General features: G+C 72.2%; 14 protein-coding genes. 9 read left to right on the forward strand and 5 right to left on the reverse strand.

Features of this window, described 5'->3' with window-relative positions:
- The first annotated feature begins 66 nt into the window (after nt 1-66).
- Both SSP29_RS04585 and SSP29_RS04590 read left to right on the forward strand, forming a co-directional pair.
- On the forward strand, nt 67-2,502 hold the full coding sequence (locus SSP29_RS04585; RefSeq protein WP_089099146.1) for a SpoIIE family protein phosphatase: 2,436 nt from the start codon (nt 67-69) through the stop codon (nt 2,500-2,502).
- 66 nt (nt 2,503-2,568) lie between these two features.
- Nucleotides 2,569-3,549, forward strand: coding sequence for a threonine ammonia-lyase (locus SSP29_RS04590; protein WP_089099147.1), 981 nt, complete (start codon nt 2,569-2,571; stop codon nt 3,547-3,549).
- Nucleotides 3,550-3,694: 145 nt separating this feature from the next.
- On the opposite strand, the gene msrA is transcribed toward SSP29_RS04590, so the two are convergent.
- From msrA to SSP29_RS04605, 3 genes are all read right to left on the reverse strand, one after another.
- A complete protein-coding gene (msrA, locus tag SSP29_RS04595) occupies nt 3,695-4,207 on the reverse strand; it encodes a peptide-methionine (S)-S-oxide reductase MsrA (protein ID WP_089099148.1) in 513 nt (170 codons plus the stop codon).
- A 148-nt stretch (nt 4,208-4,355) separates the two neighbouring features.
- Nucleotides 4,356-5,732, reverse strand: a complete 1,377-nt coding sequence (locus SSP29_RS04600; protein ID WP_089099149.1) for an APC family permease — start codon at nt 5,730-5,732, stop codon at nt 4,356-4,358.
- 67 nt (nt 5,733-5,799) lie between these two features.
- On the reverse strand, nt 5,800-6,672 hold the full coding sequence (locus SSP29_RS04605) for a carbon-nitrogen hydrolase family protein (RefSeq protein WP_089099150.1): 873 nt from the start codon (nt 6,670-6,672) through the stop codon (nt 5,800-5,802).
- Between the two features lie 79 nt (nt 6,673-6,751).
- On the opposite strand from SSP29_RS04605, the gene SSP29_RS04610 reads away from it, so the two are divergent.
- Genes SSP29_RS04610 through SSP29_RS04620 form a run of 3 tightly spaced genes read left to right on the forward strand, consistent with a single transcriptional unit; the run spans nt 6,752 to nt 9,501 of the window.
- Nucleotides 6,752-7,510, forward strand: coding sequence for a FadR/GntR family transcriptional regulator (locus tag SSP29_RS04610; RefSeq protein ID WP_245883011.1), 759 nt, complete (start codon nt 6,752-6,754; stop codon nt 7,508-7,510).
- Between the two features lie 58 nt (nt 7,511-7,568).
- Nucleotides 7,569-8,687 (forward strand): serine hydrolase domain-containing protein, encoded by a 1,119-nt coding sequence (locus tag SSP29_RS04615; RefSeq protein ID WP_089099802.1) that lies wholly within the window; start codon nt 7,569-7,571, stop codon nt 8,685-8,687.
- Nucleotides 8,688-8,718: 31 nt separating this feature from the next.
- Entirely contained in the window at nt 8,719-9,501 is a 783-nt protein-coding gene (locus SSP29_RS04620) for a type 1 glutamine amidotransferase family protein (RefSeq protein WP_089099152.1), read from the forward strand.
- Here the strand turns inward: SSP29_RS04620 and SSP29_RS04625 are convergent.
- Nucleotides 9,483-9,866 (reverse strand): VOC family protein, encoded by a 384-nt coding sequence (locus SSP29_RS04625; RefSeq protein ID WP_089099153.1) that lies wholly within the window; start codon nt 9,864-9,866, stop codon nt 9,483-9,485. The two genes, SSP29_RS04620 and SSP29_RS04625, sit on opposite strands and share 19 nt — an antisense overlap.
- A 115-nt stretch (nt 9,867-9,981) precedes the next feature.
- Between SSP29_RS04625 and SSP29_RS04630 the strand changes: the two genes are divergently transcribed.
- The 3 genes from SSP29_RS04630 to SSP29_RS04640 all read left to right on the forward strand — a co-directional run bounded on the left by SSP29_RS04630 (nt 9,982) and on the right by SSP29_RS04640 (nt 13,229).
- A complete protein-coding gene (locus SSP29_RS04630; RefSeq protein WP_150133543.1) occupies nt 9,982-11,007 on the forward strand; it encodes an ABC transporter substrate-binding protein in 1,026 nt (341 codons plus the stop codon).
- The gene (locus tag SSP29_RS04635; protein WP_089099154.1) at nt 11,008-12,000 is read left to right on the forward strand and encodes a FecCD family ABC transporter permease; all 993 of its coding nucleotides are present in this window, start codon (nt 11,008-11,010) and stop codon (nt 11,998-12,000) included.
- 188 nt (nt 12,001-12,188) lie between these two features.
- Complete coding sequence (locus tag SSP29_RS04640; RefSeq protein ID WP_089099804.1) at nt 12,189-13,229, forward strand: FecCD family ABC transporter permease; 1,041 nt, start codon at nt 12,189-12,191, stop codon at nt 13,227-13,229.
- A 1-nt stretch (nt 13,230) separates the two neighbouring features.
- Here SSP29_RS04640 and SSP29_RS04645 read toward each other — a convergent pair whose 3' ends face one another.
- Nucleotides 13,231-14,274 (reverse strand): NAD(P)-dependent alcohol dehydrogenase, encoded by a 1,044-nt coding sequence (locus tag SSP29_RS04645; RefSeq protein WP_089099155.1) that lies wholly within the window; start codon nt 14,272-14,274, stop codon nt 13,231-13,233.
- 174 nt (nt 14,275-14,448) lie between these two features.
- Between SSP29_RS04645 and SSP29_RS04650 the strand changes: the two genes are divergently transcribed.
- Entirely contained in the window at nt 14,449-15,342 is an 894-nt protein-coding gene (locus SSP29_RS04650; RefSeq protein ID WP_089099156.1) for a helix-turn-helix domain-containing protein, read from the forward strand.
- The last annotated feature ends 39 nt before the right edge of the window (nt 15,343-15,381 follow it).

A 15,381-nucleotide genomic window follows, 5' to 3' on the forward strand; every position in this document is an offset into this window, starting at 1 on the left:
GGAGAGTCGCGGACGGAGAGCGCGGGGAGGAACCTGGAAGGCACGGAGGCAAGCAAGGTGGTGGCTATGGGGACGCCGTCGACGCATTTCAGCGAGAGTCCCGAGGATCCGTTCGCCCTCGGGCGTGCGGCCTCGGCGGTGCTCGACAATCGCGGCACCGTGGTCGGCTGGAGCGTACGTGCGCAGGAGTTGCTGGGCTATCCGGCCGGGAAGGTGCTCGGCCGGGCGTGGCAGGACCTCCTGGTGGACGCCGGTGACCTGCCTGTCGTGCGGTCCGTCGTCGTGGCCGCCGTGAAGGCGGGGGGCTGGTTCGGTGTCCTGCCTGTCCGGCGCCGTGACGGACGCCGTGTGGAGATGGGTTTCCGGGCCCGTGCGATCGCCCGGGAGGGGGGCGGTCGGGAGTGGCTCCTGGTCGGTGCTCCGGCCGCGGAGGTCATCGCCTGGCAGCGGGACCGCGCGCTGCTGGACGGCCTGTACCGCCGCTCCCCGATCGGTCTGGTCACGTACGGCCCGGACCGGGCGGTGATCCGGGTCAACCGTGCGGTCGAGAAGGCGAGCGGCGTCCCGGCCGAGGCGCCGGTGGGCCATCGTCCCCGCGAATTCATGGTCGACGAGGACGCCGGCCCGGCCGACGAGCGGGTACGGCACGTGCTGGAGACCGGCGAGCCGTTGATCTTCACCGAGCAGTCCGCCCGGTCGCGCCACGATCCGGGCCGGGAACGGATCGTGTCCGTGTCGGCGTTCCGGATGGAAGACCCCGAGGGCCGGGTTCTCGGCGTGGCGGAGACGATCGAGGACGTGACCGACCGGCACCGGGCGCAGCGCAGGCTCGCCCTGCTGAACGAGGCGAGCGCCCTGATCGGAACCTCGCTGGACGTGACGCAGACCGCCCGGGAACTGGCCGGGGTGGCCGTGCAGGGCCTCGCCGACTACTGCTCGGTGGACCTCCTCGAACCGGTGACGCTCGGCGACGAACCGGTTTCCGGCACGGCAGGTCCGCTGCTCCGGGCCGCCCTCGCGCCACCGGAGCGCCGGGTCCCGTTCCAGGAGGGCGATGTGGTCCCGCTGCTGCCGGAATCCCCGCAGGCGCGGTGCCTGGCCGAGCGTCGCCCGATCCTCGAAGGGCTGCTGTCCCTGCGCCCCGAGTGGTACGCCATGGACCGGCGGCGGATCGAGATCGCCACGGGTCTCGGCGTTCATTCGCTGATCGCGGTGCCCCTGGTCGCGCGCGGGCTCGTGCTGGGCGTGGTCAGCCTGTGGCGGTCGCGCAATTCGGAGCCCTTCGAGGACGGCGACGCCGCGGTGGCCCAGGAACTCTCCTCGCGGGCGGCCGTCTCCATCGACAACGCGCGCCGCTTCACCCAGCAGCAGAGCGCCGCTCTGACGCTCCAGCGCAGTCTGCTGCCGAGCGTGGCGTCCGACCTGCCGGCCGTGGAGGTGGCCTGCCGGTACCTTCCCGCCAGCGGTGAACCGGGCATCGGCGGCGACTGGTACGACGTGATCCCGCTGTCAGGGGCCCGGGTCGCCCTCGTGGTGGGGGACGTGGTCGGCCACGGGATCCACGCCGCGGCCTCGATGGGCCGGCTGCGGGCCTCCGCGCGCACCCTGGCCAGCCTCGACCTGGAACCGGACGAGGTGGTGGCGCGGCTGGACGATCTGGTCAGCCTGCTGGCCACCGAGCTGGAGGCGAACGCCGAAGGCAACCACTCGGCGATCGAGCAGGTGCTCGGGGCCACCTGCCTCTACGCGGTCTACGACCCGGTCTCCCAGCACTGCTCGCTGGCCCGCGCCGGCCACCCGGCGCCGTTGGTGTCCACCCCGGACGGCGAGGTGACCGTGCTCGATCTGCCCGCGGGGCCGCCGCTGGGCCTGGGCGGACTGCCGTTCGAGACGTTCGATCTCGACCTCCCCGAGGGCAGCCTGCTCACGCTCTACACCAACGGTCTGCTGGAGGCACGCAACGGCGACATCGACGCCGCGCTGAAGGACCTGCACGCATGTCTGGCCCAGGTCACCGACCCGCTGGAGCAGACCTGCCACACCGTGGTCGAAACGCTGCTGCCCAAGGACCACCGGCCCATCGACGACATCGCGCTGCTCATCGCCCGTACCCGGGTGCTGCGGCCGCAGAACGTCGCCTCGTGGCAGCTGCCCCTGGAAGCCACCGCCGCCGCCCGTGCCAGGGAGCTGACCACGGCGCAGCTGACCGAATGGGGGCTGCCCGAACTGGCCTTCACCACCGAGCTGGTCGCCAGCGAGCTCGTCACCAACGCCTACCGGTACGCGACCGGCCCCGCCACCCTGCGCCTCATCCGTACGCACTGCCTGATCTGCGAGGTGTCCGACACCAGCCACACCTCCCCGCACCTCCGGCGCGCCCTCAGCACGGACGAGGGCGGCCGTGGGCTCTTCCTGGTCGCACAGCTCACGGAGCGGTGGGGCACGCGCTACACCCACGACGGCAAGACCGTCTGGACGGAGCAGCCGCTGCCGCCCGCATGACCGCGGACCTCCACAGGCTCGGAGACAGACCAGGGCGCTGAGCCGGCGCCGCTACGCTGCCGTGTCATGCAGGAGACGCGCCTCGACACTGCTCGTATCCAGGCGGCTCACCGGGTGATCGACCCGGTTTTCCGCGACACGCCGCTGTACCGCTGCGAGGCCCTGGAACCCGGCCTCGGGTGCGCGGTGAGCATCAAGCTCGAAACGGCGAACCCGGTCCGCAGCTTCAAGGCCCGCGGCACCGAGGTGGTCACGAGCCTGCTCGCCGGGCACGGGGCGCCGGCCGTGGTGTGCGCGAGCTCGGGCAACCTCGGCCAGGCCCTCGCCTGGTCCGGTCGCGGCCGGGGGCTCGACGTGACCGTCGTGGCCTCCCGCTTCGCGACCGCGGCCAAGCTCGATCGCATCCGCGCGCTGGGCGCCAGGCTGGAACTGGTGGACGGCGACCACGAGATGGCTCGCGAGCGGGCGGCGGCCCTCGCCCGGGACGGCGGCATCCGGCTGGTCGAGGACAGCCTGGACATCGAGACCTGCGAGGGCGCGGCGACCATCGGTCTGGAGCTGGTGGACAGCGCGCCGTCGTTCGACACCGTCCTGATCGCTCTCGGTGGCGGGGCGCTGGCCACCGGCGTGGGTCATGTGATGAAGGCGCTGGCACCCGGAGTCGAGGTGATCTGCGTCCAGCCGCTGGGCGCACCGGCGATGACGTACTCGTGGCGCCGGCGGCGCGTCGTCACCACCGAATCGGCCGACACCATCGCCGACGGCGTCGCCGGCCGGTATCCCATCGCGGCCGTCCTGGACGACCTTCTCCTGGTCGCCGACGACGTCGTCCTGGTCCGGGAGGAGTCGATCGTCGCCGGAATGCGGATGCTCCTCGACCACGCCGGCCTCGTCGTGGAGCCGTCGGCGGCGCTCGGCGTCGCGGCGATCCTCGAGGACCGCGCCCGCTTCGCCGGCCGGCACGTGGTCACCGTCGTGTGCGGCAGCAACGTGGACGTGGACGCCTATCACCGCTGGGTGGGTCCGGCTCCCGTCCACAAGTCCTGAAGCCCTGAAGTCCTGAAGTCCTGAAGCCCTGGCACCCGTATCGTCCGACAGGGGTCACATGACGGCGACGGGGCGGACGTGGTCCTCGCCACGTCCGCCGAACGGGACGGTCGGTCTCGGCCGGCCCGCCGTCGGACCTGCCTGGTCAGCCCTGCGCGCGGGCGGGCAGCTTCCAGCCGGGTCGGGGGAAGTGGCAGGTGTAGCCGTCCGGGTAGCGCTCCAGGTAGTCCTGGTGCTCGGGCTCGGCCTCCCAGAACGGGCCGACCGGCTCCACCTCGGTGACGACCTCGCCCGGCCACAGCTTGGAGGCGTTCACGTCCGCGATGGTGTCCTCGGCGATCCGCTTCTGCTCGTCGTCCACGTAGTAGATCGCCGAGCGGTAGCTGAGGCCGATGTCGTTGCCCTGGCGGTTCCTGGTGCTCGGGTCGTGGATCTGGAAGAAGAACTCCAGGAGCGCCCGGTAGTCGGTCTTCGTGGGGTCGAAGAGGATCTCGATGGCCTCCGCGTGCGTGCCGTGGTTGCGGTACGTCGCGTTCGGCACGTCACCCCCGGTGTAGCCGACCCGGGTCGCCGTCACGCCCGGCTGCCTGCGGATCAGATCCTGCATCCCCCAGAAACATCCGCCCGCCAGCACGGCCCTCTGCGTCTGCACAGTCATCGCGGCCCCTCCAATACTCGTCGGCCTGGTCATTCGGGCTACCCGGCTCGCACACCACCGGCGTCCGATGCCCACCCTCCACAACGCAGGAGGGTTCCCGTCGATTCCGCGCCCCGCTCCTGTCCGCAGGAGCGGGGCGCGGTCGGGGTCAGTGGGCCGGCTGCGGATCGGCCGCCGGGGCCGGGTCCTCGTCGAAGGTCATCTCCGGCGGGGCCTTGCGGAAGCCCCTGGTGAGGTAGGCGAGGTAGCAGACGCCGATGGCCAGCCAGATCAGACCGAGGGTGCGGGCCTTGTCGTCGAGGTGGCACAGCAGCCACACGTCGACGACGGCGCCGATCGCCGGGAGCAGGACGTACGACCACACGGCGGGACGGCGGCCCGCGCGGCGCTCCCGGACGTAGGTCGCGATGACGGAGAGGTTGACGAAGGTGAAGGCGGTGAAGGCGCCGAAGTTGATGAAGGAGGTGGACGTGGCGACGTTCAGGTGCAGCGCGATCAGGCCGACCGCTCCGGCGAGGAGGATGTTCAGGGCGGGGGTGTGGTACTTGGGGTGGATGCTGCCGAAGACCTTCTTGGGCAGTACCGAGTCGCGGCCCATCGCGTAGAGCAGCCGTGCCGTGCTGGCCTGCGCCGCGATCCCGGAGGCGAACTGGGCGACGATCAGGCCGGCCAGGAACACGGAGGAGAACACGTCGCCGCCGATCGCCTTGGCGATCTCGAACGCGGCGGAGCTGGAGTCGGTGAACGCGTACCCGGGGTGTGCCAGCTGGGTGGCGTAGGCGACGACGACGAAGATGCCGCCGCCGAGCAGCGCGGTCAGCATGATGGCGCGGGGGATGGTGCGCTGCGGTTCGACGGTCTCCTCGGTCAGCGTGGTGACGGCGTCGAACCCGAGGAAGGAGTAGGCGGCGATGGCGGCGCCCGCGGAGATGCCCGCGAGGCTGGTCGCGTGGTTCGTGAACGGTGTGCCGCTGACGAGTCCCGCCGCTCCCTGGTGCTGGAAGACGTGCCGCAGACAGAGCAGCGCGAAGATCGCGACGACCAGGACCTGGAAGACCATCAGCAGGTCGTTCACCCGCTCCGCGGTCTTGATGCCCCGGATGTTGAGCGCGGTGGTGACGGTGATGAACGCGATGATCCACACCCAGAACGGCACCGAGGGGTACTCGGCCTGGAGATAGGCCCCGCCGATGAGCCAGATGACCATGGGCAGGAAGAAGTAGTCCAGCAGGGTGGCCCAGCCGACGAGGAAGCCGATCCGGGAGTCTATGGAGCGCCGCACGTAGGTGTAGGCGGACCCGGCGACGGGGTGGGCCGCGGCCATCTTCCCGTAGCTGTGCGCGGTGAAGAGCATGGCGCCGAGGGCCAGCAGGTAGGCCGTCGGGACGGAGCCGTGGGTGCTGTCGGCGACGACGCCGTAGGTGCCCAGGACGATGATCGGGGCCATGTAGGCGAGCCCGAAGAGCACGACGGATCTGAGGGTCAGGGTGCGGGAGAGGGTGGGCGGAGAGGCGGGAGCGGACATGGCGTTCCTTGTGCCGAGGGGACGGGGAGAGGGGGGAGAACAGGGGGGAGAACAGGCAGGCGGAGGCTCAGTTGTCGGCGATCCGCCAGCGGCGGGGGTCCAGGCGGCCGTCGTAGAGCGGGAGGTCGATGGGGGCGTCGGCCTCGGTGAACTGGTTCCACATGCGGTTGAGGCCGGCGGTGCCGAAGGTCCGTACGCGGGTGACGTCGTCCAGGTCGAGGACGTCGGTCAGCACGGTGGGCGCGGAGTCGGCGGCCTGGACGCGGACGCGTCCTTCGGGGTCGACCACCAGGCTGCGCCCGGTACCGAGGGGGCCCGCGGTGTTCACGCTGACCACGTAGACCTGGTTGACGATGGCGTTGGCGCGGGCGAGGACGAGTTCCTGGGCGCGGTCCGCGGAGGTGGTCATGACCGGGTTGACGATGACCTCGGCGCCCATCCAGGCCAGGTGCCTGGCCACTTCCGGGAACCAGGCGTCGTAGCAGATGGCGAAGCCGACGCGGCCGGTGTCCGGGAGGTCCAGGACGACGAAGCGGTCGCCGGGGGCGTACGGCTCGAAGGGCCGCCACGGGAAGACCTTGCGGTAGTGGGCGGCGAGCCGCCCCTGCGGGGAGAAGGCGAGGGCGGTGTTGAAGAGCTCGCCGGCCGGACCGCGCTCGCAGACGGTGCCCGGGAACAGCCATACACCCAGGTCGCCCGCGAGTTCGGCGAGCTGTCGCACGCGGGGGCCGTCGAGCGGCTCGGCCGCGTCCCGCAGCCGGCTCTCCGACTCGGCGGGCGGGCCGTCGGTGCCGCACAGGTGCAGCTCCGGGTAGGCGACGAGGCGGGTCTGCGGGAAGCGCGCCAGCACTCCCGCGACGTCTTCGGCGAAGCCGGACAGCGGGTCCGTGGCCAGGCGGGGAGGGGCCTGGACCAGGGCGACGGGGAGGGGTCGGGACATGGCCAGGAAATTAACTCAATATGAGTCCTTATACAATGGTCTCATTATGAGCAGTTTTAATGGCCGCTACATTGAGGGCATGACCGGCACCCCGAACGGATCCGCACCCGCGCACCCCGAGGGGACCGTCCTCGCCCTCAACTCGCCCAAGCTGAACGGGATCCGCCGGCTCACCGCGCTGGACACGGTGCGCGCCCGGATCGCCATGGCGGTCGACCTCGGGCTGCTCTCCCCCGGCGAGCGGCTGCCCCAGACCGACGCCATAGCCGAGGCGCTCGGCGTCGGGGAGATCACCGTGCGCCGGGCGCTGAGCTCCCTGTGCACGGACGGCGTCCTGGAGCGCAGGCGCGGCCGCAACGGCGGCACCCTCGTCGCCGAGCAGCCGACCCGGGGGGTCGTCGACGCGGCCGAGGCGTACCACGGGCAGACCGCGGAGGTGCACCGCCTGATCGACGAGCGGACCGTCCTGGAGTGCGGGATCGCCCATCTCGCGACCGGCGCCGCGTCCCCCGCCGCCCTCGACGAGCTCGACCTGCTGGTCGTGGCCATGGACCGGGCGGAGAGCTGGGCGGAGTTCCACTCCTGCGACGAGCGGTTCCACCTCGCCGTGGCCCACGCCACCGGCCTCGACGCGAGCGTGCAGACCTACGGGACCGTGCTGCGCCGGCTCTACGCGTACTACCTCCCCTACCCCCTCGCCGCCCTGCGCGAGTCCAACGACGAGCACCGGGCCCTGGTGGCCGCGCTCCGCGCGGGTGACGCGGCCCGGGCGGCCGACATCGCACGCCGCCACGTGGAGACCCTGCACCGGACGATGTTCGTCGGGTTGATGCATTAGAGCCGGTGCACGGATATTCGGTTGCCGGAGCGGCGCTCCCGCGGGCTCAATGGCGTACATGGCCGACATCCAAGGCTCGTACGACGAGCTGTTCACCGCCGTGCCCACCACACTCGCCGGACTGATCGACGACGGCGACGTGGGAGGTGCCGTGGCCGTCTTCGTCGACGGGGAGCCCGTGGTGGACGTGTGGGCCGGCTTCGCCGATGCCGGCCGGACCCGGGCCTGGGAGCGGGACACGATCGTCAACGTGTTCTCCGTGACCAAGACGATGACCGCGCTGTGCGCGCTCGTCCTGATCGACCGGGGCAGGCTGGATCCGGACGCGCCCGTCGCCCGGTACTGGCCCGAGTTCGCCGCGGCCGGCAAGCGTCACGTGCTGGTGCGGCATCTGCTGTCGCACACCGCCGGGCTGCCCGACTGGGAGGGGCCGGTCGAGGAGCTGTACGACTGGACGGCCGCCACGGCCCGGCTCGCCGGGCAGGCCCCGCAGTGGGAACCGGGGACGGCGGCCGGGTATCACTCGCTCACCCAGGGGTTCCTGGTGGGTGAGGTGCTGCGCCGGATCACCGGGCGGAGCGTGGGCGAGTTCTTCGCCGCGGAGGTGGCCGGTCCGCTGGGCGCGGACTTCCACATCGGCCTCGGCCCCGAGCACGACCCGCGGGTGGCGCCGACCGTGCCGCCGCCGGGCAAGGACGAGGACTACACGGCCAGCGCACCGGGCCGCGACGCGCCCGCACCCACCGCACCCACCGCCGCCACCCCCATCCGCGTCCGGGACGGCAACAGCCTCGCCTGGCGCCGCGCGCAGATCCCCGCGGCGAGCGGCTACGGCAACGCCCGCTCGGTCGCCCTCGTCCAGTCGCTGCTCGCCTGCGGCGGAACCGTCGGCGGGGTGCGGGTGCTGTCCCCGGAAGGGTGCGCGCGGGCCCGGGAGTTGCAGTTCGACGGCGAGGACCGCGTCCTCGGCATGCCGACCCGGTACGGCCTCGGCTACGGCCTCTTCGGCAGCGCCCTCGGCTGGGGCGGCTGGGGCGGCGCGCTGGTCTGGGCCGACCCCGACGAGCGGCTGGCGATCGCGTACGTGACGAACCAGATGCGCGAACCCGCCGCCGACAACCGGGGCATCGAGCTGATCATGGCCGCCCAGGACGGGCTCAAGGGTCTGCGGGCCTGACCGGGACGCAGGGCACGGGAGGGACCTCTTCGTGGGTGGCGGGACTTTTCTGATCGGTGGCGGCTGGGACGCGCCCGAGGTGTACGGGCCGTTGCTGCGGGCCTCGGGGGGCGGCCGTATCGGGTGCGTGATCCTCGACGAGGGGGACGGCGAGGAGCAGTTCGCGCGGTACGCGGAAGCGTTGCGGAGCGCGGGGGCGGGCGCGGAGGCGGCGGTACCGCTGCTGGTGCCGCTCGGGGGACGCTTCGAGCCGGACTCTCTGCTGAAGGACGGGCTGCTGAAGGACGGTCTGGACGGGCTGCTGGTGTGCGGTGGGCTCACGCCCGCGTACCAGGACGCGTTCGCGGAGTGTGCCGGCCGGCTGACCGGGCTGCTCGCCGAACGCGGCATCCCCTACGCCGGGTTCTCCGCCGGTGCCGTGCTCGCCGCCCGGCGGGCCGTGGTCGGCGGCTGGCTGGCGGACGGTGTTCCGGTCTGCCCGCCGGACACCGCCGAGGATCTCGAAGAGGTCGAGGTACGGCCGGGGCTGGGTCTTGTGCCCTTCGCGGTGGACGTGCACGCGGCCCAGTGGGGCACGCTGGGGCGGCTGGTGGCGGCCGTGTCGCGGGGGTCGGTGCCGTACGGCGTGGCGATCGACGAGAACACCGTGCTGGAGGCGACCGGCGCGACGGGCCGGGTCGGCGGGCGCGGGCGCGTCCATGTCGTGCGCCCTGCGGATACCGGCGACGCGGATACCGGTGCCGCGGCGGGAGCGGTCGTACGGTCGTACGCGCCCGGTGAGTCCGTCCCGCTGGGTCAGCCGCCGCTGCCGTAGGGGCGGGTGAGGATCTCCAGACGGTGGCCGTCGGGGTCGTCGAAGTAGGTGCCGCGGCCGCCGTCGTTGGAGTTGATCTCGCCGGGACGGCTGTGGTGCGGGTCGGCCCAGTAACCGATGCCGGCCGCCCTGACGCGAGTGAAGATCTCGTCGAAGTCGTCCTCGGAGACCAGGAAGGCGTAGTGCTGCGGCGGGATGTCCCCCGGGGTGTCCATGAAGTCGAGGGTGACGCCGTTCGGCAGCGCGACCGGGACGAACGGGCCGTAGTCCGGGCTGACTTGCAGTCCGAGGATGTCGGCGAGGAACCGGGCCGACGCGTGCTTGTCGTGTGCGGCGACGATGGTGTGGTTCAGGTTCACGGTCATCGTGGGACCTCCTCCTGTCCAACGTACTCCCGGCACCAGCTAAGGTAAGGCTCGCCTTAGTCACCGATCGGAAGAGCTAGTCGTGCGCGCGTTGAGGTTGAGGACCGTCCTGGCCGTGTCCGCCGTGTCCGTCGTGGGCGGTCTGCTGGCCGGCTGCTCGTCGTCCGGCGGTGGCGACGACGCCGGTACCGCGCACGGCGACGGCACCGTGAACAAGGTCGCCGGCGCCTCCGAGGGCCCCTCCGCCGCGCCGAGCGCCCTCGCCGACGGGATGGGCTCCGACACCGACACCGACGGCGTCTTCCCGCGCACGGTCACCCACTTCGAGGGCAGGACCACCATCAAGGCCGAGCCGAAGAGGATCGCGGTGCTCAGCACCGGGCAGCTCGACGACCTGCTCACCCTCGGCATCGTCCCGACCGCCGGCACCCGCGCGGAGAACGCCGGACTGGTCCCCGACTACCTCGCCGACGCCTTCCCGCAGTACAAGAAGAAGCTCGCCGCGATGACCGACGCGGGCACCCGCCAGTCCCCCAACCTGGAGTCCCTGGCCGCCGCCAGGCCCGACCTGATCCTGGTCAACGACTCGCTCGGCGACCTCTACCCGCAGCTGTCGAAGATCGCGCCCACCGTGGTCACCGCGGGCCAGGGCATCAACTGGAAGCGGGACCTGCTGCTGGTCGGGGACGCGGTCGGCGAAGGACAGAAGGCGCAGGAACTGCTCGCCGACATCGTCGACAACGCGAAGGCCAGCGGGTCCGCCCTGAACGGCTCGGCCACCGTGTCCATGGTCCGCTTCACGCCCGACCGCACCCGGATGTTCGGGGTGTCCTCCTTCACCGGCTCGATAGCCGTCGACATGGGCCTGTCCCGCCCCAAGTCACAAGAATTCAACGCCATTTCGCAGGACATCAGCGCGGAGAAGGTCGACACCGCCGACGGTGACTGGATCTTCTACTCCGTGCAGGGCGACGCGGCGAAGACGGACGCGGCGACCGTGCTCGCCGGACCGCTGTGGAAGTCCATGAAGGCGGTCGGGGCCGGGCACGCCGTGCAGGTCGACGACGACCCCTGGTACCTCAACGCCGGTCCCACGGCGGCGCGTCTGGTCGTACGACAGCTCGCCGAACACCTCCGGTAAGTGCGCCGCGCCCTCGTCTGGCCGACGGCCGCCCTCGTGGTGGCCGTCGTCGCCGTGCTCAGCCTCGCCGTCGGCACCCGTGCCGTACCGCCGGCCGCCGTGTTCGACGCCCTGCTGCACGGCGGGACGTCACCCGACGCGCTCGTCGTCCGCTCCCTCCGCCTGCCCCGCACCGAGGTCGGCCTCACCGCGGGCGCCGCGCTGGGCCTCGCCGGCGCCGCACTCCAGGCGGTCACCCGCAACCCGCTCGCCGACCCCGGCATCCTCGGTCTGAGCCAGGGGGCGGCGGCCGGGGTCGTGCTCGCCATCGTCCTCGGCGGCACCGGGTACGGCTTCGGGGCCTACGTCTGGTACGCCTTCACCGGCGCCGTCGTCGCCGCGTGCCTGGTGTACGGCATCGCGGCGCGGGGACGGGGCGGGGCGTCCCCGGTGAAGCTCGCGCTGGCCGGCACGGCCCTGTCCGCGATGACCGCGGGCGCCACGACGGTCGTCCTCACCTCCAGCTCCGCCACCCTCGACCAGTTCCGGTTCTGGCAGGTGGGGGCGCTCAGCGGGCGGGACGCGGGGACGGTCGTACGGATGCTGCCGTTCCTGGCGGCGGGCGCCGTGCTGGTGCTGTCCTGTGCCCGGGGGCTGGACGCGCTGGCCCTCGGCGACGAGACGGCGCGTGCGCTCGGGCACCGGGTCCATGTCGTACGGGGGTGCGCGGCACTGGGGGCGACCCTGCTGACCGCGTCCGCGGTGGCGGCGGCCGGACCGATCGCGTTCGTGGGGCTGGTGGTGCCGCATCTGGCGAGGCGGTTGGTCAGGGGCGGCGGGTACGGCCGTGTACTGCCGCTGTCGGCGCTGCTGGGAGCGGGGTTGTTGGTGGCCGCGGATGTGCTGGGGCGGGTGGTGCGGGCTCCTGCGGAGGTGCCGGCCGGGGTGATGACGGCGTTGGTGGGGGTACCGGTGCTGGTGGCCCTGGTACGGAGGAAAGGGGCCGTGTCGTGAGGCGTACCCGGGGTGGGGGCCGGGGGCGGGGGGTTTCGCTTACCGGCGCTGGCCGGGTGCCTCCCCCAGAGGGGGGACCCCCAGCGCCCACCCGTGCCGCCCCAAGCGGCACGACTGCCCGCAGGCTGGGTCAGCTGACAAGGCGCCCGCGGCTGAGGCGCCCCTTCAGGGGCGCGGGGAACTGCGCGATCAGCCCCCGCCGGCCCGCAGTCGTCGTACTACGGCCCCACCCCCGCTTCTCCCTCGTCCTCCACAAACGTTCGATTCTCGTCGCCCTCGCGCTTCTCGGCCTCCTCGCCGTCGCCATGACCGCCTCCGCCTCCCTCGGCCAGACCTACATCTCCCCCGCCGACGTCTGGCGCACCCTCCGCGGCGCCCCCACCCCCTACGACCTGGTCGTCAACGAACTGCGCGTGCCGCGCATCGTGCTCGGTGCTCTCGTCGGCTGCTCACTCGGGCTCGCCGGGGCGCTGGTGCAGACCGTCACCCGGAATCCGCTGGCCAGCCCGGACGTCATCGGCGTCGGGCACGGCGCCGCCGCCGCGACCGTGCTCGCGCTGGCCACGGGGGCCGTCGCAGCGCCCTCCGCGATGCCCGCCGTGTCCGTGGCCGGCGGCCTCGGTGCCGCCGCCCTCGTGTACGTGCTCGCCTGGCGGCACGGCATGCAGCCCAGCCGTTTCGTGCTCACCGGCGTCGGTGTCGGCGTCGCCCTGTCCGCCGTCGTCCAGCTGTATCTCACCGACAGCGAGCTGGACGCCGCCGAGCAGGTCAAGCTGTGGCTGACCGGGAGTCTGAACGGGCGCGGGTGGGAGCAGGCCGGGCCGCTCGCCGTCGTCCTCGTCCTCGCCCTGCCGGGGCTGGTGTGGGCGGCCCGGGCGGCGCGGCCGCTCGGGCTCGACGCCGACACCGCCGCCGCGCTCGGCCTCCGGGTCGACCGGGCCCGGCTCGGTCTCACCGCCCTCGGCGTCGTGCTCGCCGCCACCGCGACCGGTGCCGCCGGGCCGATCGGGTTCGTCGCCCTGACCGCGCCGCAGCTGGCCAGGCGGCTCACCCGCACCCCCCAGCTGCCGCTGGTCTGCTCGGCGCTGACGGGCGCACTCGTGCTGGTGACCGCCGACCTGGTGGCCCGCACCCTGGTCCCTCCGCTGGAGATCCCGGTCGGTGCGCTGACCTCCCTGGTCGGCGGCCCCTATCTGCTCTATCTCCTCGGCCGCAGGCCGAAGCACTGACTCAGATCGTCGCCGTGTCGATCACGAAGCGGTAGCGGACGTCGCTGTTCACGACCCGCTCGTACGCCTCGTTGATCTGGTCGGCGCTGATCAGCTCGATCTCGGCGCCCAGGTGGTGCTCGGCGCAGAAGTCGAGCATCTCCTGGGTCTCCGGGATACCGCCGATGCCGGAGCTGCTCAGGCTGCGGCGGTTGCCGAAGACGGAGGAGAGGAGGATGTGGACGGGCTCCTCGGGGATGCCGACGTTCACCATGGCGCCGTCGGTCTTCAGCAGCGACAGGTACGCGTCGAAGTCGAGCGGGGCGGACACCGTGTTGAGGATGATGTCGAAGGTGCCCTTGAGCTCCTCGAAGGTCTTCGGGTCGCTGGTCGCGTGGTAGTGCGTGGCGCCCAGCTTCAGGCCGTCGTCCTTCTTGCGGAGGGACTGGGACAGGACGGTGACCTCCGCGCCCAGGGCGGCGGCGATCTTCACGCCCATGTGGCCCAGGCCGCCGAGGCCGACGACCGCGACCTTCTTGCCGGGACCGGCGTTCCAGTGCTTGAGCGGGGAGTACGTGGTGATGCCGGCGCAGAGCAGGGGGGCCGCCACGTCGAGGGGGAGACCGTCGGGGATGCGGACGACGTAGTTCTCGTCGACGACTACCTTCTGCGCGTAGCCGCCGTAGGTGGGCTGCCCGTCCTTGCCGACGGCGTTGTACGTCCAGGTCGGGCCGCCGCCGGTGCAGTACTGCTGGAGCCCGGCCTTGCAGTTGTCGCACTCACGGCAGGAGTCGACCATGCAGCCGACGCCCACCCGGTCCCCCACCGCGTACTTCGTGACACCCGGGCCGACCTCCGAGACGACGCCCGCGATCTCGTGACCGGGCACCATCGGGAAGATCGCCGTACCCCAGCCCTCCCGGGCCTGGTGGATGTCGGAGTGACAGATACCGGCGAACTGGATGTCGATGAGGACGTCGAACTCGCCGACCGCGCGCCGCTCGATCGTGGTCCGCTCCAGCGGGGCCTTCGCGGCAGGCGCGGCGTAAGCAGCAACAGTGGTCATGAGGGGGGTTCTCCTAGAGGTGTCTTCGCACCCGGTCGCCTTCTTCCGTCCCGGGCACGCATCCAGACTCCTCCACGCTACGTCCGTCACCCAGCCCCCGCCTCTGCGTACGTCTGCCGTGCCTACCACTGGCGGGGTCAGGTTCCGGTGCGTACGACCGTGAATACTGGATGTATGGAAGACCACCCCCTGCCCTCCTCCCCGCCCCTGGACCGGCGTGCCGAGCTCAGCGAGTTCCTGCGCACCCGGCGGGCCCGGCTGCACCCCTCCGACGTGGGGCTGCCGGACTTCGGGCGGCACCGCAGGGTGCCGGGGCTGCGGCGCGAGGAGCTGGCGCAGCTGGCCGGGGTGTCGGTGGCGTACTACACGCGCCTGGAGCAGGGCAACGGGCGGAACGTGTCGGCGGAGGTGCTGGACTCGATCGCCCGTGCGCTGCGGCTCACCGACGCCGAGCACGCGCATCTCGCGCATCTCGCCAAGGGCAAGCAGCACAAGAAGAAGGCGTCGGCGCGGCCACAGCAGGTGCGGGCGTCGCTGGGGCAGCTGCTGGAGTCGATGGAGGGCGTGCCGGCGTACATCGTGGGGCGGCGCTCGGAGATCCTGGCGTGGAACCGGATGGCGGCGGCGCTCTTCGGTGACTGGGCGGAGCTGCCGGTGGCGGAACGCAACTGGGCCCGGCTGACGTTCCTGCGGCCCGACTACCGCGAGCTCTTCGTCGACTGGGAGCAGAAGGCGACCGACATCGTGTGCCAGCTGCGGATGGACGCGGGCTGCTATCCGGACGACCCCCGGCTGTCCGCGCTGGTGGGCGAGCTCTCGGTGAAGAGCGGGGAGTTCCGCCGGCTGTGGGCGACCCACGACGTCAAGGAGAAGTCGTACGGGGTGAAGCGGATGCACCACTCGCTGGTGGGTGAGCTGTCCCTGAACTACGAGTCGTTCCGCATGCCCGGCGACCAGGACCAGGCCCTGGTCACGTACCACGCGGAACCGGGCTCGGCGTCGGCCCAGGCGCTGCGCCTGCTGGCCAGCTGGGGCACGGACGCGACCCGGGTCGCCCCCACCGCCTGAACCCGCCGCCCGAGCCCGCCGCCTGAGCCCGCGCATGGA

Origin of the sequence: Streptomyces hyaluromycini (assembly GCF_002217755.1) — a bacterium.
Lineage (GTDB): Bacteria > Actinomycetota > Actinomycetes > Streptomycetales > Streptomycetaceae > Streptomyces > Streptomyces hyaluromycini.